Genomic DNA, 23327 nt, shown 5'->3' with positions numbered 1-23327 from the left:
ACCATGCACAACTACGAACGCACCACGCTGTTCATCGATGGGAAATGGGTCGAGTCCTACGGGAACGACGCCATCGAGGTCATCGATCCCTCCACCGAGAAGCCGATCGGTTCGGTGCCCGCCGGCACCACGGCCGACGTCGACGCCGCGGTGTCGGCCGCCAAGCGCGCGTTCGACCCGCTGATCAGCGTTTCCGAGCGCCGGGCGCGGATCGCCGCGGTGATCGCGGCGATGGAAAAGCGACTGCCCGACATCGCCGAGACCATCAGCCGCGAGATGGGGGCGCCGCTGCGCATCGCCCAGACCGTGCAGACGCAGGTGCCGCTGGCCGTGGCCCGCGGTTTCGCCGATGTGCTGGATACCTTCGAATTCGAAGAGCCCGTGGGCAATTCGCTGGTCCTGCGGGAGCCCTACGGCGTGGTCGGGGCGATCACGCCGTGGAACTATCCGCTTTACCAGGTCGTCGCCAAGGTCCTGCCGGCCATCGCCGCCGGTTGCACGGTGGTGCTCAAGCCCAGCAACGAGGCACCGCTGTCGGTGTTCGAATTCGTCGAGGCCATCGAGGAGGCGGGGCTGCCCGCCGGGGTGGTGAACCTGGTGTCCGGCGGCGGCGCGGTGATCGGCGAACGGATCGCCGAACATCCCGACGTCGACTTCGTCTCGTTCACGGGCTCCACCGCCGTCGGGGCCCGAGTCGGCGAACTGGCCGGGCGCACGGTGAAGAAGGTGGCCTTGGAACTCGGCGGCAAGTCGGCCAACGTGATCCTCGAAGACGCCGACCTGTCCACCGCGGTCAAGGTCGGCGTCGGTAACGCCTTTCTCAACGGGGGCCAGACCTGCATGGCCTGGACCAGGATGCTGGTGCCGCGGTCCCGCTACGGCGAGGCGCTGGACATCGCACGGTCCGCGGCGTCGAAATTCACCGTCGGGGACCCGTTCGACCCGGACACGCGGATCGGCCCGTCGGCGTCGGCCAAGCAGTTCGACACCGTGCTGGGCTACATCGAGCGCGCCGTACGTGACGGCGCGCGACTGCTCACCGGCGGCGCCGAGAGGGTCCGCGACGTCGGCTACTACGTTGCCCCGACCGTCTTCGCCGACGTCGACCCGCACAGTGAACTGGGCCAGGAAGAAGTGTTCGGGCCGGTCCTCGCGATCATTCCGTTCGACGATGACGCCGACGCGCTGCGGATCGCCAATTGCACCCCGTACGGGCTGTCCGGCGCGGTCTGGGCCGGGGACACCGACCGCGCCGTCGCCTTCGCGCGCGGTGTGCAGACCGGTCAGCTCGACATCAACGGTGGAAAGTACAACCCGATCGCCCCGTTCGGCGGATACAAGAAATCCGGTCTCGGCCGTGAGCTCGGACGCGCGGGCTTCGAGGAGTACTTGCAGACCAAGTCCCTACAGTTACCCGCATGAGCACGCCTCTCGATATCGCCACCTTCGGGCCGACGCAGGTCTGGACGATCAATCAGCCTGAGGTCGGCAACGCGATCACCGGCGAGGATTTCATCGCCGCGTTCGAGCGGGCGGTCGACGCCGCCAACGCCGACGTCTCGATCCGGGCCGTCATCCTGACCGGGGCCGGCAAGATCTTCTCCGCAGGCGGCAACGTCAAGGAGATGGCCGACCGCACCGGCATGTTCGGGCTCGACGCCCTGGACCAGCGGCACGCCTACATCGCCGGAATCCAGCGGATACCGCGGGCATTGCAGCGCTTCGAGGTGCCGCTGATCGCCGCCGTCAACGGCGCCGCCGTCGGCGCCGGTTGCGACCTGGCGCTGATGTGCGACATCCGGATCGCCTCGGAGCGCGCCTCGTTCGCCGAGAGCTTCGTACAGCTCGGCCTGATCCCCGGCGACGGCGGTTCGTGGTTCCTGCCACGCGCGGTGGGCTATGAACGCGCCGCCGAGATGACGTTCACCGGCGATCGCGTGGACGCGACGACCGCCCTGGACTGGGGCATGGTCAGCAGGGTGGTGCCGCACGACGAGCTGTTGCCGCAGTCCCGCGCGCTGGCCGAGCGGATCTCCAAGAACCCCGGCCACGCGCTGCGAATGGCCAAGCGGCTGCTGCGCGAGTCGCGCACGGGCTCACTCGACACGACATTGGGCATGGCCGCGGCCATGCAACCGCTGGCCCACGGCTCCGCCGAGCACGAGCAGCGCATCGAGAAGTGGAAGACGCGCTGATGGCAGTGCCCCGTTTGGTGCCGCCCGCCAGTGTCGACGCCGCGGCCACCGAGGAGTTGCGCAACGAGGTGCGTGATTTTCTCGCCGACCAACTGGCCGCAGGCGCGTTCACTCCTTCGGTCGATGCCTGGCTGACGGGCTGGGACGAGAAATTTACTGCCGCACTCGCGGCCCGCGGTTGGCTGGGCATGACGGTGCCGCCCGAATACGGCGGGCACGGGCGCTCTTTCATCGAGCGATTCGTCGTGACCGAGGAACTGCTCGCCGCGGGGGCGCCGGTCGCCGCGCACTGGATCGCCGACCGCCAGATCGTGCCCTCGCTGCTCAAATACGGCACCGAAGAACAGAAGCGGGAGTTCCTGCCCCGCATCGTGCGCGGAGAATGCTACTTCGGCATCGGGATGAGCGAGCCGGACTCCGGCTCCGATCTGGCCAGCGTGCACACCCGCGCCACCCGCGTCGACGGCGGCTGGTCGCTGACCGGCACCAAAGTCTGGACGTCGGGCGCCCACCTTGCGCACGCGTTCATCGCGCTCGCGCGCACCGCAGCGGTGGACCCGGCGAACCGGCACGGCGGACTGAGCCAGTTCATCGTCGACCTGCGCGGGTCCGGCATCGAGATCCGACCGATCGTGTCGATGAACGGCGCCCACCACTTCAACGAGGTGATCCTGGAGTCGGCGTTCGTCCCCGACGCCATGGTCTTCGGTGAAATCGGCAACGGCTGGCAGCAGGTGACCTCCGAGCTCGCCTTCGAACGCAGCGGACCCGAGCGGTTCCTGTCCACGTTCGTGCTGCTGGCGGCCTGCGCCGATCGCATGGCATCCAACGCCATCCCTCGCGATCCGAATCTGGGCCGCCTGGTCGCGCGCATCGCCGGCCTGCATCAGATGTCCACCGCGGTGGCCGGTGCGCTGGAACGCCACGAACCCGCGGACCTCGCGGCCGCCGTCGTCAAGGTGCTGGGCACCACCACCGAAGGCGACATCGCTGAATTCGCCGACCAGCAGGACTCCCCCGACTCGGCCTTCTCCGACCTGGTGGGTGCGGCCGTGGATCAGCGGCCGGGCTTCACGCTGCGCGGCGGCACCAACGAGGTCCTGCGTGGCGTGCTCGCGCGCGGGCTGGGCATGCGATGAGCACCGGGGGCACCGTTGACGACGCGCTCGTCGAGATGATGGGCGCGGTTTTCTCCGATTACCGCGACAAGCACCCGCCCGCGGCGACGATCGAGCGAGACACCGCCCTCTGGCGGCAACTCGACGAACTCGGCCTGGTGCGCTTGACCGGTGCGGAACAACACGGCGGTAGCGGGGCGACCTGGTACGACGCCGCCGAACTCCTCACCGCAGCCGTCGGCCACGGGGTGCGAATCCCGTTGGCCGAACACGACTTATTGGCCTGCTGGCTGCTGGAGAGCAGCGGACTCACCGCGGACGACGCGGTGCGGACCGTGTGCGTGCTCGACAAGCAGGCGACCGCAACCGAGGTCCCCTGGGCCGCGTCGGCCGACCGGATCGTGGTCGTATGGCGAGGCGAGGGCGGGCGCCAAGTCGCCGATGTCGCCGCCGACCAGCTCACCATCACCCCGGGTAGGAACCTGATCGGCGAGCCACGCGACACGGTGGCCGCCGACCCGGCGAGCCTGCGAGGCGTCCCGGTCACCGCAGCCTCGCTCACCCAGCTGCGGCTGAAGGGCGCCCTGGTCCGCTCCATCCAAGTCAGCGCCGCCCTGGACCGCATCGTGCACATGTGCGTCGAGCACGTGACCGCACGGGTCCAGTTCGGCCGCCCCCTGTCCAAGTTCCAGGCCGTACAGAACCTCGTCTCCGATATCGCCGCGGACGCCGCACTCGCCCGAGCGGCGACGGAGGCCGCGCTGCACGCCGCGGTCGTTGGCGAATGGTCGACGCCCGAGTTGGATTTCCTTGTGGCCGTGGCGCGTTCGTGCGCCGGCCACGCGACGTCGGTGGTGGTGCGCAACGCCCACCAGGTGCACGGTGCGATCGGCACCACCCGCGAGCACCGGTTGCACGAGTTCACCCGCGCGGCGCTCGCGTGGCGCTCGGAGTTCGGCTCGGTGCGGTATTGGGACGAGCGGGTCACCGACGCGGCCATGCACGCGAGCGCTGGAGGCGTGTGGGAGCTGATCACCGGCTGAGTTCCACACCGTGTTCCACTGACCGGGCATCGGCGGTGTTAGCGAGGCCACACCGGAGTTGACTGGCGCCATGAGCAACGACATCACGCTGCCGGAATTGCAGGAGTTCATCGCGTCCTTCTGGTACCACTACGACGAGGCCCACTACGACGAGCTGGCCAACAGTTACGCCGAGGACGTGCACTACCTAACCCGAAGCGATTCCGGCGCAAGCCCTTTCGAAGAACTGATGTCACCGGAGCTCCAAGGTCGCGATGCGGTGATGGAATGGCTGTCCGACCATCGCAAGCAAAGCCCGTACCCGTTGCGCCACCACGCCACCAACGTGCACCGCACCGGCACCGACGGCGAGGTCACCCGCGTCCGCTTCTACATCTTCGTCAACCAGATCGCCAACTTCGTGCCGTTCGCGGTGTCCAGCGGGGTGGTCAACGTCGGCGTTCGACGCGGCGGCGCGGGCACACTAGGCCTGGAGTTCACCGAGATGGACGTCGTCCTCGACGCCACCAATTCAGTGCTGCTCTCGGAACTGCACGCCGAAAGCGGCGCCGGCTCATAGTCATGGACGCTCGGGAAACCTTCGGGGGCGGCGTCGCGGTCATCACCGGCGCCGGGTCGGGTATCGGCGCCGGGCTGGCCCGCCACGCCAGCCGGTTGGGCATGACGGTCGTGCTGGCCGACGTGGACGGGGGCGCCGTCGCGGCGCTGCGCGACGAGTTGTCCACGGCGGGCGGCGCGGCGCACGACGTCGTCTGCGACGTGCGCGATCCCGGCGCCGTGCAGGACCTCGCCGACCGCGCCTACCGCGACGTCGGGCCGGTGCGCCTGCTGGTGAACAACGCGGGCATCGAACAGTTCGGGTACCTGTGGGACACCCCGGTGGCCAACTGGCAACGCATCATGGACATCAACGTCAGCGGTGTGTTCTACGGCGTGCGGGCCTTTCTGCCCAAGATGATCGCCACCGACGAGCAGGCGTGGGTGTGGAACATCGCATCGGTTGGGGCGGTGGTGGCGATGCCGTTGCAGGCGCCCTACATCGTGAGCAAGCACGCGGTGTTGTCGCTGACCGAATGTCTGCACCTCGAGGTGCAGACCGCGGGGCACGCCGATCACATTCATGTCCAGGCCGTGCTGCCCGGGCCGGTGCGCTCCAACATCTTCGAGTCTGCGGGCGGCGTCGACTCCAGCGCGGCCACCGATGCCGTCGCCGCCGAAACTCACCGCTCGACCATGCTCGGCATCAAGGCGGCGTCCATGGATCCGCTGGAAGCCGCCGAACAGATCTTCGGGCAGTCCGCCGAGGGCGGTTTCTACCTGCACACCCACCCGGACAGCGTCGGCGCCGCGATGACCGAGCGTGCCAATGTGCTTGCCACACAACAGCCCCCACACATGCGGACCGAGACGCGGTTCGAATCCGCACCACACTGACGCGATGACGAAATGACTCCTTACGCACTGGATCCCGATGCGGCCGCCCGGATCGCCTCGTTCGGCGAGATCGCTCCGATGCGGCAACGGGGTTTGGCCGCGGTGCGCGCCGGACTGGAATCCGCGCCGCTGCCGGATGACATGCCCGAGATGGCCGGCGTCACCGAGACTTTCATCCCTGGCGCCGACGGCAGCGTCCCCGTCAGGATTTACCGTCCGATTACGGATGCCGACGGGCCGGTGCTGGTCTATTTCCACGGCGGCGGGCTGGTGATGGGATCCAATCGCTCGTTCGAGCCGCTGGCGCGCGAGCTCGCCGCGGCGTCGGCGGCGACCGTCGTGGCCGTGGACTACCGGCTGGCCCCGGAATCGGCGCCGCCCGCGCAGTTCGACGACGCCTATGCGGCCACCGAATGGGTGTCGCGGAACGCCAGCCAATTGGGCGTCGATGCCGAGCGGCTCGCGGTCATCGGCGACAGCGCCGGGGGCGCGCTGGCGGCCGCGGTGGCGCTGGCCGCCCGCGATCGCCAGGGACCGGCCATCTACGCCCAGGTGCTGCTCTACCCCGGCCTGGACCGCGACATGTCCATTGCCTCGATCGCCGCGATGCCCGACGCGCCGCTGCTCACCCGCGACGACATCGACTACATGCACGCGCTGGCCGACGGCGAAGCCGGACCGTCCACGGACCCGTATCTGATCCCGGCGTACGCGGCCGATCTGTCGGGCCTGCCACCGGCGATCGTGGTCACCGGCGGCTGCGACCCGATCCGGGACTGGGGTGAGCGCTACGCCGACCGGCTGCGCGACGCGGACGTGCAGACCACCTTCACCCGCTATCCCGGCGTGTACCACGGCTTTCTGATGCGCTCCGACGCCACCGCGCGGGGCCGATTGGCGATCGCGGAGGTCGGGGCGCTGCTGCGCGCCAAGTTCGCCCACCCGCTTCGATTCGACGTCCCGATCACCGGACAGCCGTCGACCGCGTCGCGTTGATTCTGCGCACAATCAACCAACCTTGAACTAACAAAGGAGACAGCTGATGCTCACCGACGAGCGCCGGATGGAGCTTTCTGACGTGCTGCGGCCGGCCGCCCCGCCCCGCGAAATCGACAACGTCTACTCCGACGACCAGCGCGAGCGCCTGCTCGACGTGGTGCGCACCGAGGGTCCCTGGAAGCTGATCATCGCTCAGCACTTCGCGTCCGCCGACGAGTTGATGGCGACGATGAGCGGCATGTTCCCCGAGGGGTTCAGCCCCTCGCTCGATCTTTTCCTGACCCCGACCTTCCGCGGCTACCTCGCCAACTACGGCGCGGTGCTCTACCCGCAATTGCACGACTGCTTCTACAACGAGCGCTTCCTGCAGATGGCCAAGGACTACTGGAACGCCGAATACGCCAAGCCCGAGTTGATGCTGTTCAACATCAACGGCCCGTGCGCCAACCGCGATCCCGGCCACCTGGATTCGCCGAGCTTCCGCGGTGTGCGGCACGAAAACGCCCCGACCTGGTTGACCAGCGTCATGGGCAAATCCGGCCTGTTCCGCGACTATCTGATCAAGATGGCGCAGGTCATCACCTGGTTCTCACTGGACGCCGGCAGCGGCTTCACCTACTGGCCGCACGGCCCGCTCCAGGCGCCCCAACGCATCCTGCCCCCGATCAACAACCGCGGTGTGGTGGTGCAAAACGAAATGATGGTGCATCGCGGTGAGGCGAATGGCCCACTGGAACAACAAGTTCCGGCGGGGCTGGCGTTTGACACCGTGTTCACGGGAGATCCCACCAGCCGCGAGCATTGGCTGCTGAAAAACGGCGAGGACGTGATTGCCCGCCACCACACCGACGAGCTCCGATTTCTGGTGCACTGGTCAGCCGAGGTGTTCTCCGACTTCGACGAGCTGAAAAAGAACATGGACGGCTCCGATGATCTGACCGTCGACAAAGCCATCGACATCATGGTCGACGACCTCAATGCCAAGGGCATCAACCTCGATATCCCCAGCGAGCCGCTGCACGATCCGGAGTTCATCAGCGCGCTCAACGCGGCCTATGACCTGGGTGGTCCAGCCGCCTACCCGGAGGAGGCACCGCTGAGCGCCTTCCAGCTGGCATGACGGAAAGGTCTGCGCTGATGGATCGTTTTGCCGATCGGCGGGTCATCGTCACCGGAGCCGGCTCCGGAATCGGACAGGCCACCGTGGCCCGGGTGCTCGGCGAGGGCGCCACCGTCGTGGCCTACGACGTGTCTGCGGACGGGTTGGCGCGTACGGCGGCCGCCGCTGACGACGCGGGCACGGGCAAACGCCTGACCACTGCTGTGCTGGATATCTCGGTCGAAGAGGATGTGGTTGCCGCCGTCGATGCGGCGGTAGCCGCCTTGGGCGGCCTCGACGTACTCGTCAATGTCGCTGCCGTGCAGACCTGTTCGCACACCCACGAGACCACCCTGGCCGACTGGAACCGAACGCTGGCGGTCAATCTGACTGGCACTTTCCTCATGACCCGCCAGGCGCTACCGGCGCTGCTGCAATCCGGGCGCGGCGTGGTGGTGAACTTCACCTCCACCGCCGCATCTTTCGCCCACCCCTATATGGCCGCGTATGCCGCCAGCAAGGGCGGCATTTTGAGTTTCACCCATTCGCTCGCGCTGGAGTACTCCAAGCAGGGCCTGCGCGCGGTCAATATCCAACCGGGCGGGATCTCGACGGCATTGGCCAACAGCACGCTGGAGAAGATGCCCGACGGGTACGACCTTGGCTTGTGGGCCAAGCAAACCCCGCTGTTGCATGGCGATGACAGCGAAATACTCGGCGACACAAGCGCGGTCGCCTCGGTGATCGCCATGGTGGCTTCCGACGACGGTGCGTTCATCACCGGAACGGAGATTCGCGTCGACGGTGGGGCACACGCCTGACATGGTTACTGATCGATTGCAGGCGCTGTGCGACGAGCGCGACGTGCAACGCGCGCTGAACCTGTTCGCCCGCGCCATGGACGACCGCGACTGGGCGGCGATGTCCGACATCCTTGCCGAGGACGCACAAGGGGATTTGGGGACCGGGCGGCTGGAGGGCGCAGCGGCAATCATCGACGTGATTCGCGAGTTCCTCGACAAATGCGGTCCCACCCAACACTTCTTGGGCAACGTCGTCGTCGACGTCACCGGAGACACCGCGGTGAGCCGCGCCTACATCCGCGATGTGCACCTGAACTCGACGGCCGACCCGTCGACGCGGTTCTACACCATCGGCGACTATCACGACACGTGGCGGCGCCGCCCCGACGGATCGTGGTGCTTGACGGAGCGGGTCAAAGCCAACCGCGCTTATGTCGGCGCACTCGACGTATTTGGTGGGTGACCGTCGCTAGCGCACCACGACGCTGCTCGGCATCCGGGGCGAGCCGAGCATGTCCCGGTGCGAGGGTGGCCGGCGGCCGCCCTCGTCGGTGATGCCGTAGCGCTGCGCAAGTTCCGCCCCGATGAGCGATTGCCCGCTCAGCTCCGCCAGTCGCGGATCGCCGCACAACGCATCGATCACATACCCGGTGAATTCCGGGGTTTCGGCATGCTCGGCCATCGCGGCCAGCCCGGCCGGGTCCGCACTGAACGCGGCGCGCAGCTTCTCGGTCAGCAGGATGCCCATCCAGATCGACACCGTCGCAACCCCGGTGCCTTGGAAATCCACCGCCATGTCCGCGACCATCTTGTCGACCCCGGCCTTCTGCGCGCCGTAGGCGGGGCCGTGCATGTAACACACCGACCCCGGCGACGACGTGAAGGCGACCAGGCCGCGCTCCCCCGCGATGAGCAACGACGCCGCATACCACGTCGCGACGTAGGACGACCGCAGACCGACATCGAGCACATCGGCGAGCTCGAGTGGCTTCTCCCAGAAGGGCTTTGGGCTGACCAGCGCATCCGAGACGGTCGCGGCGTTGTTGACCAGGAGGTCGAGGCGCCCGCACTCCTCTTGTACGCGGTCGAACAAGCCCTTCACGGCGTCGTCGTCCCCATGGTCGACGCGGACAGCCACGACGCCGGACGGAGTGTCGCTGATGGTGCGGCTTGTCGCATACACCCGCCAGTCGCGGGCTGCCAGCGCGGCCGCGATACCGCGTCCGGCGCCGCGGCTCGCTCCGGTCACGACGGCGACCCGTGCTGCACCATTCACGGTCATCAGATTACGGGGTCGACGACCGCCAATTCCCCTGCGGCCACAGCGGCCTGGATCGAGTCGCGCAGTGCGGCACACGCCAGGAACGGTCCCCGGTGATGGCCGGCGAGACGCTCGGCCTCGCGGCGCTCGATACAGCGCGCCGAGGCTCGCTCATTCCACTGCACACTTGTCTGGTTCCAGCTGCTTTTGCGGACCGACACCCGCGCACCGCACTCGCGGCACGTGATCGGGGCCATGGGCATGTCGACCAGTCGGTTGTCGGTCCTCGCGGACCAGTCGAGTGTCATCACACCGAACCGGCCGAGGCGGGTTGTGCCGCCATGTTCGCCTGGACCTCTTTCATCCATGCTTCGTAGGGCCGGGTCGTGTCGAGCTCGAACTCGAAGCGGTCCACCATGTCCGGTTGCACGTCGGTGGCGTCGACGTAGAACTGCTGATACCAGCGGCGCAGCTGATAGACCGGCCCGTCCTCCTCGACCAGCAAGGGGTTGTCGATCCGCGCCTTGTTACGCCAGATCTGCACGTCCTGCTCGAAACCCATCTTGACGAAATCGCCGAGGGCGATCGCCGTCTGCATGGCCGCATCCTCGGGCAGGGCGTCGGATTTCTTGACGATGATGCCGTATTGCAGCACAAAAGAATTCGCGTCGATCGGGTAGTGGCAATTGATCAGCACAGTTTCGTGGTCGGCATCCTCGTAGTGATACGTCAGGTCGTCGATCATGAATGACGGACCCCAATAGGACGCGACCGAGGTGGTTCCGAGCATCTTGGGGCCCTCGCCGCCGATATCGGGGCGTCCCGCGCTGTTCATGTACTGCGTCGCCACGTGGCCTTCGAAGATGTTCTTGAACTGCGTGGGCAGAGACCCGTGGATGTAGAAGAAGTGCGCCATGTCCACGACGTTGTCGATGATTTCTCGGCAGTTGGTGTTCACGACCGTGGTGTACCAGTGCCAGTCGGTCCACGCATCGCTGGTGGCGCCCTCGATGCGCGGGATCGTCACCTCCTCCGGAGGTGGGTTGCGCTCGGGGTCATTCCAGACGAACAGCATCCCGTCCTGTTGCAGGGTGGTCCATGCCTGGGTGCGGGCCAGCCTCGGAGTGCGCTTGCTATACGGCACCAGCTTGCAGCGTCCGTCGCCGCCCCAGCGCCAGTCGTGAAACGGGCACGCGATCTCGTCGCCCTTGACCTCCCCCTGGGACAGGTCGCCACCCATGTGGCGGCAGTAGCCGTCGAGCACGTTGATTTTGCCGTCGCCGCCGCGGAAGACCACAAGCTTCTGCCCGAAGGCGTTGACCGCGTGGGGTTTTCCGTCACCGAAATCCCGGAGCAGGCCAAGGCAATGCCAGCCGCGGGCAAACCGCGTTGGCGTGGCTCCGGCTTCGATGAGCCGAACAGCGTCGGAGTCTGGTTGCGAGCTCATGGACACATTGAACCCCGCGACCGTTCGATCGGAGGCGACATGTTCCGCTGATCAGGACGACTCTTCCTGGGGCGAGGCCCACACGCCTACTGTTCTGCGGTGTGACCGTGCACAGTACGACGATTCCTGCCGGATTACCGGTGGCAGACATGAGTGTTGACCTGCTGGTGGTCGGCTCCGGAACGGGCATGGCGGCGGCCCTGGCCGCCCATGAGCTCGGTCTGTCGGTGCTGATCATTGAGAAATCGTCGTATGTGGGCGGCTCGACTGCCCGGTCCGGCGGCGCGCTGTGGCTGCCCGCCGGCCCGGTGCTGGCCGAAGGCGGCGCGGGCGACACCGCCGAGCGCGCCGCCGCCTACCTGGACTCGGTGGTCGCCGGGACGGCGCCCGCGCAGCGGTCCGCCGGGTTCCTGGCGCATGTGTCGGCGACGGTCGAGATGCTGCGCCGCACGACACCGCTGCGGCTGTTCTGGGCGCGTGACTATTCCGACTACCACCCCGAGGAGCCCGGTGGCAGCGCGGCCGGCCGCACCTGCGAGTGCCGTCCGCTCAACACTTCCCAGCTGGGCGAATACCGCAGCCGGTTGCGGCCCGGCGTCATGGAGGCCAATGTCCCGGTCCCCACGACTGGCGCCGATTACCGCTGGATGAACCTGATGGCACGGGTGCCGCGCAAAGGCATCCCGACGATCGTCAAGCGGGTGGCCCAGGGCGTTGGCGGGCTGATGGTGGGTCGCCACTACGCGGCCGGCGGCCAGGGCCTGACGGCTGGTCTGTTCGCGGGAGTGCTGCGCGCGGGCATTCCCGTATGGACCGACACCACGCTGCTGCATCTCGCCGGCCACGACGGCCGGGTGAGTGGCGCAGTCCTTGATCACGATGGGCGCGAGGTGACGATCACCGCCCGGCGCGGTGTGGTGCTGGCCACGGGCGGATTCGACCACAGCATGGACCTGCGGTGGAAGTTCCAGTCCGAATCGCTGGGCGCGAACCTGAGTCTGGGCGCCGAGACGAATACCGGTGACGGGATTCGCGCCGCGCAGGAGCTGGGGGCCGACACCGATTTGATGGACCAGGCATGGTGGTTCCCGGCCGTCGCGCCCCTGCCCGGCAAGGCGCCCGTGGTGATGCTGGCTGAACGCTCGCTGCCGGGCTCTCTGATCGTCGACCAGGACGGACGCAGGTTCGCCAACGAGGCGACCGATTACATGACCTTTGGGCAGCGGCTGCTCGAGCTTGAGCGATCCGGCAGCCCGGTCGAGGCGATGTGGATCATTTTCGATCAGCAGTACCGCAACAGTTATGTCTTTGGTGCCGAACTCTTTCCGCGCATGCGCATCCCGCAGGCCTGGTATGACGCCGGCATCGCGGCCCGCGCCGATAACCTCACCGACCTGGGCGCGAGGATCGGCGTGCCGGTCTCGGCATTCTTCGAGACGATGACGCGCTTCAACCACAACGCCGCCGTCGGCGAGGATCCCGACTTCGGCCGCGGCCGCAGCGCTTACGACCGCTATTACGGCGATCCGACGATCACCCCGAACCCGAACCTGCGTCCGTTGGTCAAGGGCCCGTTTTACGCCGTGAAAATGGTGCTGTCCGACCTGGGCACCTGCGGCGGGCTCAAGACCGACGAGCGGGCGCGGGTTCTGCGCGAGGACGGCGGGGCGATCGCCGGGTTGTATGCGATCGGCAATACCGCCGCGAACGCGTTCGGCACGACGTATCCGGGTGCGGGCGCGACGATCGCGCAGGGGTTGGTGTACGGATACATCGCGGCCCAAGACGCGGCGGCCCGCCGCCTGAACTAGCGGCGATCGCGAGCGCGGCGCAGCCGGGCGAAGCGGGTCACCGCCATCAGGACTAGCGGCGATCGCGAGCGCGGCGCAGCCGGGCGACGCGGGTCGCCCCCATCAGGACTAGCGGCGACCTACGAAGTGTCATGCCGCGTCCGGGCTGTGGTCTTCGTCGTCGTCTTCACCGTGGAGAAGTTTTTCGGGGTGGTGGAAGCTGTTGGTGCGCGGTCGACCGCGTTCGAGGTGGGGTGGTGGTTTCCATTCGGTGTCGCCGTGGGCGTTTTTGCGGGTGCTCCAGCCGCCGGGTTGCAGCATGCGGTGATGCGGGCCGCAGGCGAAGGTGAGGTCATTGACGTCGGTGGTGTGGCACTTGCTGTAGTCGGTGACGTGGTGCACCTCGCAGAAGTAGCCCGGCAGGGTGCAACCCGGCGCGGTGCAGCCGCGGTCTTTGGCGTACAAGACAATTCGCTGTCCGGGCGAAGCCAACCGCTTCGTGTGGTAGAGCGCCAGGGCCTTGCCTTTGTCGAAAATCGCCAGGTAGTGATTCGCGTGGCGGCCCAGGCGGATCACGTCGCTCATCGGCACAATGGTGCCGCCGCCGGTCAGCCCGCGCCCGGCGGCGGCTTCCAGCTCGCGCAGCGTCGTGGTAACGATGATGGAGGCCGGTAGGCCGTTGTGCTGACCCAACTCTCCGGAGCCCAGCAGCGCGCGCAGCGCAGCCAGCAGGGCGTCGTGGTTGCGCTGGGCGCTCGAGCGCGGATCGCGGTCGATGGCCTCTTGACTGGGCGTGCCATCCACGCAGGGGACCTCATCGAAGGGGTTGCACATGCCCGGCGCGCCGAGTTTGGCCTCCACGGCTTCCATGGTGGCGCGCAGCTCCGGGGTGATCAGCCCGTGCAGCGCCGACATGCCGTCGGGTTGTTGACGGCCCAGGGTAACGGCGCGTTGGCGGGCCCGGTCTTCGTCGGTGAACGTGCCGTCGGGGTTGAGGCAATCTTCCAGGGTGTGGGCCAAGCCGTCGAGTTCCTCGGGCCGGTGATAGGCGGCATGGCCGGCGAGGTCGGCTTCGACGCGTTCGCGGGTGGCCTGGTCGATCCAACCGGGCAGCCGATGGTAGAACTTGCGGATCACGGCCACCTGGCCGGCTCCCACCGTGCCCCGGCGCTGGGCGGCGGCGGTGGCCGCCAACACCGGGGGCAACGGTTCGCCGGTCAGCCCGTGCCGTGGTCCTAGATCCCGCGCCTCCTTGATGCGCCGGGACGCTTCGCTGCGGCTGATCAATGTGCGGTCGGCCAGCGCGTCCGGCAATGTGCCGCCGAGTTCTTCGACGCTGGCTTGGCGTGCAAGGTGATTGATCAATTGATGCTCGGGGACCGGCAGCCGTCGGCGCACACTTTCGCAGCGCTCCAACAGCGCCAGCCATTCTCGGGGACTCAACGCATCAAAACACAACGCGCCCACGCCCTCGATTGCGTCATCAAGCGCGTCGAAGGCCGCGACGATCGCGTCCCGATCGATGATGCCGCCCGAACTCATAGGAGCGAAACTATCGGTGCCCACCGACAAAAACCCCCGCTTTGTGGCCACTGAAACCACAGTTACACAAGGGATTTCGATATCCGTTTCCGATATCCGAAAACACGACCGCGGGAAGGCCAGGGGGCCGGCCGCTACCGAAAGAACTAGGTCGCAACCGCCAGAACTAGTCGGCGTCGCGCTTCGCCTGGACCTGCTGCTCGATCTCGCGCCAATATCCCGGCGTGGGGCGCGGCTTCCCGAAGCCGCCCTTCGCTGCCTGCTTCAGGACAGCGTCGGCCTCGTCGATGTCCTTCATCAGCTCCAAGGCGAACTCACGCTCGGCGGCGTAGTACTTGGCCGCCCAGCGCAACGCGATAACCGAATACGCCCAAGCGGGTTCGACTTCCGCTCCCTCGGCGTCCTCGACCGCTTTGCGATGTCGAGCTTCGGCATACGCGACGTGCTCCCGTAGCAATTCCTTCAGCCGAGCCGGGTTACTGAGATGGCCGAACGTCACTCGCAGCAGCACACTGTGCTTGAGGACCGGCGGATCCACGGACGCGTTGTTCGTCCAGTCAGTGACAGCGGCCATTCCGGCCGAAGTGATTTTGTAGAGCCGGCGGCTACGGGTGCCCGCGTCGTGCTCCACACGCGATGTGACCAGCGCCAGGCCCTCGAGCTTTTTGAGCTCCGTGTAAATCTGGCTGTACGACGGGCTCCAATAGTAGAGATCGACGCTCCAGTCGATCCACTTTTTGAGGTCGTAGCCGGAGACTTCCTCTTCGTAGGACATCATTCCCAGCAGAGCCCAGCTTGTAGCGGCAAGTGCCGCCTTCGTTGGCTTGTCGCCAGACCCGTCCACGTCGCCAGACTAACAACCCAGCTACGAAGTTCGCGTGCCATGGACCGCTGGCCGGGACGCCGTGCGATGGTTGCAGGGCGGCCGATCGAGATGGCCGCCAGAGAACTCGACAGGAGTCGCCGCGTGAAGTTCGCCTTCCCCGTTCCGCACATGCTGCGCCTCAAGGCGATTTCGCAGCCCTGGGAAGCGACCGTCACAGGCCCCGAACAGCGGCGCATGATGAGATGCGCCGACCAGTGGGGCTACGACATGATCGCGGTGCCCGAACATCTCGTCATCCCCACCGACCATGTGGAGTTGTCCGGGCCGCACTACCTGCATTCGACGGCGGCCCAGGCCTTCATCGCCGGTGCCACCGAACGGATCGCCGTGAATTCCTGCGTCACCATTCTGCCGCTGCAGCATCCGATCGTGCTGGCCAAAGCGCTGGCCACCGCGGACTGGATGAGCGGCGGCCGGATGATGGTCACCTTCGGAGTGGGTTGGCTGGCACGGGAGTTCGAGCTCGTCGGCGTGCCGTTCGGGGAACGCGGGCGCATCGCCGACGAATACCTGGCGGCGATCGTCGAACTGTGGACCAGTGACGCGCCTCGGTTCGAGGGCCGCTACGTGTCGTTCGCCGACATCGCCTTCGAGCCGAAACCCGTTCGCAAACCCCATCTTCCGATCTGGATCGGTGGTGACGCCGACGCCGCGTTGCGCAGGGCCGCCACCTACGCGTCGGGGTGGTGGCCGTTCCTGACACGACCGGAGCAGATCGCCGAAAAGCTCGCCTACATCAAGTCCCAACCTTCCTATGACGGCCGGCCCTTCGAGGTGATGCATGGGCTGGGCACAAACCGGGTGGGCGAAGGACACGTCACCCGTCGCGACGCCAGCGACAGGCCGGGCATGAGCGCGGCGCAGATCGTCGACCGGCTGGGCTGGCTCGCCGAGCAGGGCGTGACGATGACCGCGGTTCCCGTTCCGGCCGTCAGCGGCGTGGACGAGTACCTCGATTACGCGCAGTGGGTGATCGAAGAGATCAAGCCACAGGTCACCTGATCTGCAGGCCGCGCCGGCGCACCCATCCGACGGCGACGACGCTGCACGCGATCCACACACAGATCGCGATGGCAACGTGGACAAGGCTCTTGGTGTCGCGCCCGAACACGGGCCAGATCAGGGCGGGCAGCTGCTGCCACAGCACGCGGTGCTCCACGCCGTTCATCGGGTCGGCCACGTAATACAGCGCGTACGGCAGCGCCAGCGCCAGTAGCCAGCTGCGTGTGCGGCGCAGATCGCCGCGCTGACGCCACCGTCTTACCAGCGGCTCGACGCTGACCGGGTACAGCACCGAGATCAGGTTTCCCACGCCCAGCCACGACACGATGGGCACCGCGACGGTCGGGATCGTAATACCCAGGCGCGCCGGCGTTTCCAGCCACAGCGTCAGCACCGTCGCGGCGGCCAGCGTGGGCGGCCCGACGATCACGAGCAGGGCGAGGTTCTTGATCAACAGGATCCGCCCGAACGGCACACCCGCGGACAGCCCCCGAAGGATGCGGTAATGATCGGCGCCCAGGAAATTGGTGGTGGTGACGTCGGCCAGAACCCACGAGGAGAAGTAGGTGCCCACCAGGATCACCCAATCGTGGTGGCGGCCCACCGGTGTCAGCGGCTGCACGACCAGCCAGGCGGCGGCGATGACCACGTTGGCCACCACGCCCATCAGCCAGGTGCGCGGCGGGGTGAACGCCCACCGGATCTCGGCGACCACCGCCGGGACGAGGCGCTTTTCGAAATCCGTGGCGGCGCGCTGTGCCGCGCCGGGACGGGGGGCCGAGAGCCGCACCAAGGCGCGCAGAAGAGCGCCGACTCGGGGGTGCGCAGAGCCCCCCGGGCCCACCGGGCGACGATGTCCGCCTAAGACGATCAACCGACGTGGCCTCCCCCGCTATCGGATCACCGTACGCAGGGCAGGATAGCGGCATGAATCGAAAGCGCGTCGTCGTCGCGGGACTCGGCGACGCCGGCGTCCTCGCGGCGATCCGGCTGTCCCGGCATGCCGACGTCGTCGGGATCTCGGCCAAACCCGGGCTGGTGAGCGGCCAGGAACTCGGCGTGCGGCTCTCCCGCCCGCACGATTGGGCCCGTGACTACTGGATCCCGTTCGACCGCTTCCGCCGCCTGGACCGCGTCCGCACGGTGCAGGCGACGCTGACCGGAGTGGACCTGTGCGCCCGCGTCGTCTTCGGTCGGGCCGAGGACGGCTCGCCGATCACCGAGGGCTACGACGCGCTGGTCATCTCCACCGGGGTCAGCAACGGGTTTTGGCGCCAGCCGACGTTGCAGTCCGCCACCGAGATCGGCGCCGGGCTGCGCGCCGCGCACGACCGGCTGGTCGCCGCCGAGTCCGTGATCGTGGTGGGCGGCGGCGCGGCGGCGGTCAGCAGCGCCCTGAACATGGCGACCACCTGGCCGGACAAACGGATCGACCTGTACTTCCCCGGCGAGTCCGCCCTGGAGGGCCATCACCCGCGGATCTGGCAGCGGATTCGCACCCGCTTGAGCGCGCTGGGCGTCGGCGTGCACCCAGGCCACCGCGCGGTGATCGAAGAGGGCTTCGCCGGCGACGAACTCACCGGCGAACCGGTGCGCTGGAGCACCGGGCAGCCACCAGCGGACGCCGACGCGGTGCTGTGGGCGATCGGGCGGGTGCGGCCCAACACCGCTTGGCTGCCACCGGAATTGCTCGACGAGCGCGGGTTTGTGCGCGTCACACCGGAGCTGCAGGTGCCCGGACAACGGGGCGTCTTCGCGCTCGGCGACGTCGCGGCCACCGACCCCCTGCGTAGCTCCGCGCGTAACCGCGGCGATGCCTTGGTGGCGCGAAACCTGCTCGCCGAGTTCACGGGCCGCCCGCTGCGCACCTACCGCGCGCCGACGCGGCGGTGGGGTTCGTTGGTCGGCATCCAGCCCAACGGCCTGGAGGTCTTCCTGCCCACCGGTCACGCCTTCCGCTTCCCGTCCTGGTCGGTCGAGCGCGTGGTGATGCCGTGGTTCGTCCGCTGGGGCATGTATCGCGGTGTGCGCCAGAACAATCCACTCGGGTGAGCGCTCGATCCGGGGGCGACGAGCTCCGCCGAAGTTTGGGAGTCTTCGACGCGGTGGTGATCGGGCTCGGGTCCATGATCGGCGCCGGGATTTTCGCCGCACTTGGGCCCGCGGCGCGCGCCGCCGGTTCAGGGCTGCTGCTGGGCCTGGCGCTGGCGGCGGTGGTGGCCTACTGCAATGCCACGTCCTCCGCGCGGCTGGCGGCGCGCTATCCCGCCTCGGGCGGCACCTACGTCTACGGCCAAAAGCGGCTGGGCGATTTCTGGGGATACCTGGCCGGGTGGGGCTTCGTCGTCGGCAAGACCGCCTCATGCGCGGCGATGGCCCTGACCGTCGGCGCTTACGTCTGGCCGGCGCAGGCCCATGCGGTGGCCGTGGCGGCGGTCGTCGCGCTGACCGCGGTGAACTACGCCGGGGTGCAGAAGTCGGCCTGGCTGACCCGCATCATCGTCGCGCTGGTGCTGGCGGTGCTGGCCGCGGTGATCGTCGCCGCGTTCGGCTCGGGACGGGCCGACGCCGATCCGTTCCGCCTGGCGGGCGCGACCGCGGGCGGCGTGGTGCAGGCCGCTGGGCTGTTGTTTTTCGCCTTCGCCGGGTATGCGCGCATCGCGACGCTGGGCGAGGAGGTGCGCGACCCGGCCCGGACCATTCCGCGAGCGATACCGCTGGCGCTGACCATCGCCCTGGCCGTCTATGCCCTGGTGGCCGTCGCGGCGCTGTCGGTGCTGGGGCCGGCCCGCCTGGCCCGCAGCGCCGCGCCGCTGGTCGAAACCGCCCGCGCGGCGGGCGCGCACTGGTTGGTTCCGCTGGTCCAGGCGGGTGCGGCGGTCGCGGCGGTGGGCTCGCTGCTCGCGTTGATTCTCGGCGTCTCGCGCACCACCTTGGCCATGGCCCGCGACCGCCACCTCCCCCACCCGCTGGCCGCGGTGCACCCGCGAACTCAGGTGCCCCACCGCGCCGAACTGGCGATCGGCGTCGTCGTCGCGGTTTTGGCCGCCACCACCGACCTTCGCGACGCGATCGGCTTTTCCTCGTTCGCCGTCTTGATCTACTACGCGGTCGCCAACGCCTCCGCGCTGAGCCTCGGGCGCGACGAGGGCCCCCCGCCCCGGGCCGTCCCGGTGATCGGGCTGCTCGGATGCGTGGTGCTGGCTTTCGCGATGCCAAAGTGGTCGGTGCTGTCCGGGGTCGCGGTGTTGGGGATCGGTATTGCCGCCTACATGGCACGGCGGGTCACTGACCGAATTGCGTTGCGGCGCAACAGGGATCCCTCGTGAGCGAGCCTATCGGCGCGATGGCCGCGCGAGGCCGCTCGTCGTCCGAATCGCGGGAACACGATTCCGCAACGCTCTGACGGGGAAGACTGACCGGATGGCCGACCCCAAAACCGAAGCATTCGACAAGCTGGTGGCGGTGCTGAACTATCCGATGTTCGTCGTTACCACGCAGGCCAACGGCACCCCCGCCGGCTGCCTGGTGGGTTTCGCCAGCCAAGCCAGCATCCATCCGCCCCGATTCCTGGTCGGCCTGTCGCAGCGCAACCACACGTTCCGCACGGCCCGCGACGCCACCCACCTCGCGGTGCACGTGTTCGATCACGACCACCTGGACGTCGCGGAGCTCTTCGGCAGCCAGACCAGCGACAAGATCGACAAATTCGGCCGCTGTTCCTGGCATCCGGGCCCCGACGGGATGCCCATCCTCGACGACGCGGCCGCATGGTTCGTCGGCGAGATCCTCGAACGCTTCCCGCTGGGCGACCACGTCGGGCACCTGCTGGCACCCGTCGGCGGCAGCCCGCCGCGCGAGCTGGAAAGCTGGGTGTCCTTCGGCGACGTCCGCCAACTCGAGCCCGGCCACGAGGCGTGAGGGTGGACCAGTCTCCCCGGGTCAGCACCGTTCCCAGCATCGTCGAACTCGCGCCCTTTTATGCCGATCCCCCGGATGGCCTGCGCGCCAACATGATCTTCAGCGCGGACGGCGCCGCCGCGTTCGGCGGCCGCGCCGGACCCCTGTCATGTCCCACTGATCAACGGCTGCTGAGGATCCTGCGTGGGCTTGCCGACGTCGTCCTGGTCGGGGCGGGCACCGCCCGGGCCGAGAACTACGGCCCGGTGAAGCTCGGCGACGCGGCGCGGGCCAGACGGCACCACGAAGGGCGGTTCGCACCCCCGCCGATCGCCGTCGTCAGCCGCAGCGGCGAACTGCCCGCCCGGCTGTTCAGCAATCCCGAGCAACCACCGATCCTGGTGACGTGCGCGCGGGGTGCGGCCCGCCTCGGCGACGACAACCGGCTACGCCTCCTGATCGCCGGTGAGGACACGGTGGATGTGGCCCTCGCCGTCGCGATGCTGCGCGAACAGGGCATGCATCGCATCCTGTGCGAGGGTGGGCCGACCCTGCTCGACGAACTGGTGGAAGCCGACGCCGTGACCGAACTGTGCGTCACGCTCGCACCCCGACTCGCCGCGAGCCAGCCGGTGGGTTACCGCGTACACCCGGCGCGGCTGACCGCGCCGGTCACCATGCGACTGGCGCACGCGTTGGTCTGCGAGGACTACCTGTTTTTGAAATACAGCCGCTGAGACGCGGTCGTTCGCAAAAGCGCTCGACATGCAGGGGACGGCTCCCCTTCCTATGATGAAAAATGCCCGGCTCATCGCCGCTTTCCGCTGCACACAGAAAAGGATCACCGGCCAGGTGAGCAGTTCAGACCACGACCGTGATTATCGAAACCTGGCGGTGAACCGACTGCGCCCCAGCGAAATTCAATGGGCGCTGAACCACGATGCCGTGCACGGGATCGCGTATGCCTTCAAGAATCCCGTCGCGATCGCCGAGTCCCTCGAAGACCCGGACGACGACCGCAGGACGTATCTGGTCCGGGTCAAGCGCGACGACCTGGCCAACGCGCTGGAGAAGATCAACGAATGGATTTTCGACAATCCCGGCCCGGCCGGCATGCAGGCCTACGGATTCGTCCGGGCGCTGTCTCGCGAGGGGCTCACCGACCGCTGACGTCACCGGCGACCCGGCCACCGTCGAAGACCTGCACACGTGGTGGGACGCGTACGGCTGATCCGCCCGGGTGGGTCACGGCTCTTCAGTCCGGATCTTCAGTCCGGTAGGGGCGCCGAATCCCCTTGGCGTTCGGCGTCTTCGGTGTCGGTGTCTGCGGTGTATGCGGTGTCTTCGGCGTCTGCGGCGTCGTCCACGGTCAACGGCAACGCCAGCTCCTCCAGCGGGCGCCGCTCGGCGGCGACCCCGAGCCACAGTTCGACAAGCCCGGCCGCCGCCATCACCAGCGCCCCGATCAAGAACGACCAGACCACCTCGCTGCGGTGGCCCGAGTTGATGAGCTGACCGAACAACAGCGGGCCGGTGATGCCGCCGATCGCCGTCCCCATCGCGTAGAAGAACGCGATCGCCAGCGCACGCGTCTCCATCGGGAAGATCTCGCTGACGGTCAGGTACGCCGCGCTGGCGCCCGCCGAGGCCAGGAAGAACGCCACGATCAGCACGCCGATGAAGGCCCACACACCGCCGGCCTGGGTGACGAACACCAATGCCAGCACCACCACCGCGACACCGGAACCGATGTAGGTCAGCGTGATCATCGGTTTGCGGCCGACAGTGTCGAACAGATGCCCGAGGATTAGCGGGCCGGCGAAGTTGCTCAGGGCCCACAGCACGAAGAACAGCGGCACCATGCCGGACGGCACGGCGTAGAACTGGCTGAGCAGCGTGCCGAGGTTGAAGGTGACTCCGTTATAGAGGAACGCCTGCCCGATGAACAACGCCAGCCCGAGCACCGCGCGGCGCGGGTAGAGCTTGAACGCCACCGCGGCGATCTCCCGGAACGAAATCGCCGTGCGCTGGCGGATGCGCAGCGGCTTGCCCTGCGGTTCGGGCAGCGGCTCGCCCGTCTCCTGCTCGACGGCCTTTTCGATCTCGCCGACGATGTGCTCGGCCTCGTCCTCGCGGCCGTGAATGAACAGCCAGCGCGGGCTTTCCGGGACGTTGCGCCGCACGAGCAGCACGAAGATGCCGAGGATCGCGCCGATACCGAACGCGAGCCGCCACCCGATGTCGGGCGGGAAGTTAGACGTGTCCAACAGGATCAGCGCGCCGCCGGCGCCGGCCGCCGAACCCAGCCAATAGGTTCCGTTGATCACCAGGTCGACGCGGCCGCGCACCCGCGCCGGGATCAGCTCGTCGATGGCCGAATTGATGGCGGCGTATTCGCCGCCGATGCCGGAGCCGGTGAAGAAGCGGGTCAAAAAGAAATACCAGGGGGCGAACGCGAACGCGGTCGCCACGGTGGCGACCAGATAGATCGCGAGGGTGAGGATGAACAGGTTTCGCCGCCCGAACCGGTCCGTGAGGTGACCGAAGAACAGCGCCCCCGAACACGCCCCGGCGATGTAGATCGCGGCCGCCATGCCGATCTGCGCGGGGTTCAGTGCGATGCCGCTGTTGTGTTCCATGAGCCGGGCCGAGACGTTGCCGACCATGGTGACCTCGAGCCCGTCGAGCACCCACACCCCGCCCAGGCCGACCACGACGCGCCAGTGAAACCGTGACCACGGCAGCCGGTCGAGCCGGGCGGGCACCCGCGTCGCGATGGACTTGGTGCGCGCGCTGGCACTCATGGGC

General features: G+C 67.9%; 24 protein-coding genes. 17 read left to right on the top strand and 7 right to left on the bottom strand.

Features of this window, described 5'->3' with window-relative positions:
• The first annotated feature begins 3 nt into the window (after positions 1-3).
• From ACZ50Z_RS07220 to ACZ50Z_RS07175, 10 genes are all read left to right on the top strand, one after another.
• On the top strand, positions 4-1422 hold the full coding sequence (locus ACZ50Z_RS07220) for an aldehyde dehydrogenase family protein (RefSeq protein ID WP_464482922.1): 1419 nt from the start codon (positions 4-6) through the stop codon (positions 1420-1422).
• A complete protein-coding gene (locus ACZ50Z_RS07215) occupies positions 1419-2195 on the top strand; it encodes a crotonase/enoyl-CoA hydratase family protein (RefSeq protein ID WP_464482921.1) in 777 nt (258 codons plus the stop codon). The genes ACZ50Z_RS07220 and ACZ50Z_RS07215 overlap by 4 nt, the downstream gene beginning before the upstream one ends.
• On the top strand, positions 2195-3334 hold the full coding sequence (locus ACZ50Z_RS07210) for an acyl-CoA dehydrogenase family protein (RefSeq protein WP_464482920.1): 1140 nt from the start codon (positions 2195-2197) through the stop codon (positions 3332-3334). Before ACZ50Z_RS07215 ends, ACZ50Z_RS07210 begins: the two co-directional genes overlap by 1 nt.
• On the top strand, positions 3331-4356 hold the full coding sequence (locus ACZ50Z_RS07205; RefSeq protein ID WP_464482919.1) for an acyl-CoA dehydrogenase family protein: 1026 nt from the start codon (positions 3331-3333) through the stop codon (positions 4354-4356). Before ACZ50Z_RS07210 ends, ACZ50Z_RS07205 begins: the two co-directional genes overlap by 4 nt.
• A 70-nt stretch (positions 4357-4426) precedes the next feature.
• The gene (locus ACZ50Z_RS07200; RefSeq protein ID WP_464482918.1) at positions 4427-4915 is read left to right on the top strand and encodes a nuclear transport factor 2 family protein; all 489 of its coding nucleotides are present in this window, start codon (positions 4427-4429) and stop codon (positions 4913-4915) included.
• A gap of 2 nt (positions 4916-4917) precedes the next feature.
• Positions 4918-5790, top strand: a complete 873-nt coding sequence (locus ACZ50Z_RS07195; RefSeq protein WP_464482917.1) for an SDR family NAD(P)-dependent oxidoreductase — start codon at positions 4918-4920, stop codon at positions 5788-5790.
• A gap of 12 nt (positions 5791-5802) precedes the next feature.
• On the top strand, positions 5803-6786 hold the full coding sequence (locus ACZ50Z_RS07190; RefSeq protein WP_464482916.1) for an alpha/beta hydrolase: 984 nt from the start codon (positions 5803-5805) through the stop codon (positions 6784-6786).
• Positions 6787-6832: 46 nt separating this feature from the next.
• Positions 6833-7909 (top strand): hypothetical protein, encoded by a 1077-nt coding sequence (locus ACZ50Z_RS07185; protein WP_464482915.1) that lies wholly within the window; start codon positions 6833-6835, stop codon positions 7907-7909.
• A 17-nt stretch (positions 7910-7926) separates the two neighbouring features.
• On the top strand, positions 7927-8709 hold the full coding sequence (locus tag ACZ50Z_RS07180; RefSeq protein ID WP_464482914.1) for an SDR family NAD(P)-dependent oxidoreductase: 783 nt from the start codon (positions 7927-7929) through the stop codon (positions 8707-8709).
• A 16-nt stretch (positions 8710-8725) separates the two neighbouring features.
• Positions 8726-9154, top strand: a complete 429-nt coding sequence (locus ACZ50Z_RS07175; RefSeq protein WP_464486125.1) for a nuclear transport factor 2 family protein — start codon at positions 8726-8728, stop codon at positions 9152-9154.
• A gap of 6 nt (positions 9155-9160) precedes the next feature.
• On the opposite strand, the gene ACZ50Z_RS07170 is transcribed toward ACZ50Z_RS07175, so the two are convergent.
• Genes ACZ50Z_RS07170 through ACZ50Z_RS07160 form a run of 3 tightly spaced genes read right to left on the bottom strand, consistent with a single transcriptional unit; the run spans position 9161 to position 11399 of the window.
• On the bottom strand, positions 9161-9973 hold the full coding sequence (locus ACZ50Z_RS07170) for an SDR family NAD(P)-dependent oxidoreductase (protein WP_464482913.1): 813 nt from the start codon (positions 9971-9973) through the stop codon (positions 9161-9163).
• Positions 9973-10260, bottom strand: a complete 288-nt coding sequence (locus tag ACZ50Z_RS07165) for a ferredoxin (protein WP_464482912.1) — start codon at positions 10258-10260, stop codon at positions 9973-9975. The genes ACZ50Z_RS07170 and ACZ50Z_RS07165 overlap by 1 nt, the downstream gene beginning before the upstream one ends.
• A complete protein-coding gene (locus tag ACZ50Z_RS07160; protein ID WP_464482911.1) occupies positions 10260-11399 on the bottom strand; it encodes a Rieske 2Fe-2S domain-containing protein in 1140 nt (379 codons plus the stop codon). Before ACZ50Z_RS07160 ends, ACZ50Z_RS07165 begins: the two co-directional genes overlap by 1 nt.
• Before the next feature lie 101 nt (positions 11400-11500).
• Between ACZ50Z_RS07160 and ACZ50Z_RS07155 the strand changes: the two genes are divergently transcribed.
• Positions 11501-13210, top strand: coding sequence for a 3-ketosteroid-delta-1-dehydrogenase (locus tag ACZ50Z_RS07155; protein WP_464482910.1), 1710 nt, complete (start codon positions 11501-11503; stop codon positions 13208-13210).
• Between the two features lie 129 nt (positions 13211-13339).
• Here ACZ50Z_RS07155 and ACZ50Z_RS07150 read toward each other — a convergent pair whose 3' ends face one another.
• On the bottom strand, positions 13340-14731 hold the full coding sequence (locus tag ACZ50Z_RS07150; RefSeq protein ID WP_464482909.1) for an HNH endonuclease signature motif containing protein: 1392 nt from the start codon (positions 14729-14731) through the stop codon (positions 13340-13342).
• A gap of 166 nt (positions 14732-14897) precedes the next feature.
• Positions 14898-15509, bottom strand: a complete 612-nt coding sequence (locus tag ACZ50Z_RS07145) for a PadR family transcriptional regulator (RefSeq protein WP_464486124.1) — start codon at positions 15507-15509, stop codon at positions 14898-14900.
• A 189-nt stretch (positions 15510-15698) separates the two neighbouring features.
• On the opposite strand from ACZ50Z_RS07145, the gene ACZ50Z_RS07140 reads away from it, so the two are divergent.
• Positions 15699-16619 (top strand): TIGR03619 family F420-dependent LLM class oxidoreductase, encoded by a 921-nt coding sequence (locus tag ACZ50Z_RS07140; RefSeq protein WP_464482908.1) that lies wholly within the window; start codon positions 15699-15701, stop codon positions 16617-16619.
• On the opposite strand, the gene ACZ50Z_RS07135 is transcribed toward ACZ50Z_RS07140, so the two are convergent.
• A complete protein-coding gene (locus ACZ50Z_RS07135; protein ID WP_464486123.1) occupies positions 16612-17409 on the bottom strand; it encodes a hypothetical protein in 798 nt (265 codons plus the stop codon). The two genes, ACZ50Z_RS07140 and ACZ50Z_RS07135, sit on opposite strands and share 8 nt — an antisense overlap.
• 137 nt (positions 17410-17546) lie before the next feature.
• Here ACZ50Z_RS07135 and ACZ50Z_RS07130 point away from each other — a divergent pair, with 137 nt between their 5' ends.
• The 5 genes from ACZ50Z_RS07130 to ACZ50Z_RS07110 all read left to right on the top strand — a co-directional run bounded on the left by ACZ50Z_RS07130 (position 17547) and on the right by ACZ50Z_RS07110 (position 21689).
• Positions 17547-18671 (top strand): FAD-dependent oxidoreductase, encoded by a 1125-nt coding sequence (locus ACZ50Z_RS07130; protein ID WP_464482907.1) that lies wholly within the window; start codon positions 17547-17549, stop codon positions 18669-18671.
• Positions 18668-19948, top strand: coding sequence for an APC family permease (locus ACZ50Z_RS07125; RefSeq protein ID WP_464482906.1), 1281 nt, complete (start codon positions 18668-18670; stop codon positions 19946-19948). Before ACZ50Z_RS07130 ends, ACZ50Z_RS07125 begins: the two co-directional genes overlap by 4 nt.
• A gap of 94 nt (positions 19949-20042) precedes the next feature.
• The gene (locus ACZ50Z_RS07120) at positions 20043-20540 is read left to right on the top strand and encodes a flavin reductase family protein (RefSeq protein ID WP_464482905.1); all 498 of its coding nucleotides are present in this window, start codon (positions 20043-20045) and stop codon (positions 20538-20540) included.
• Between the two features lie 2 nt (positions 20541-20542).
• Positions 20543-21256: a pyrimidine reductase family protein gene (locus ACZ50Z_RS07115; protein ID WP_464482904.1), complete on the top strand. Its 714-nt coding sequence runs from the start codon at positions 20543-20545 to the stop codon at positions 21254-21256.
• A 115-nt stretch (positions 21257-21371) separates the two neighbouring features.
• Positions 21372-21689, top strand: a complete 318-nt coding sequence (locus tag ACZ50Z_RS07110) for a hypothetical protein (RefSeq protein ID WP_464482903.1) — start codon at positions 21372-21374, stop codon at positions 21687-21689.
• Positions 21690-21787: 98 nt separating this feature from the next.
• On the opposite strand, the gene ACZ50Z_RS07105 is transcribed toward ACZ50Z_RS07110, so the two are convergent.
• On the bottom strand, positions 21788-23323 hold the full coding sequence (locus ACZ50Z_RS07105; protein ID WP_464482902.1) for an MFS transporter: 1536 nt from the start codon (positions 23321-23323) through the stop codon (positions 21788-21790).
• Positions 23324-23327 lie beyond the last annotated feature (4 nt).

This window comes from Mycobacterium sp. NTMscope_MAC_269 (assembly GCF_976985695.1).
The sequence above is the reverse complement of the archived record's forward strand: the minus strand, read 5'-3'. Positions and strand labels throughout refer to the sequence as shown.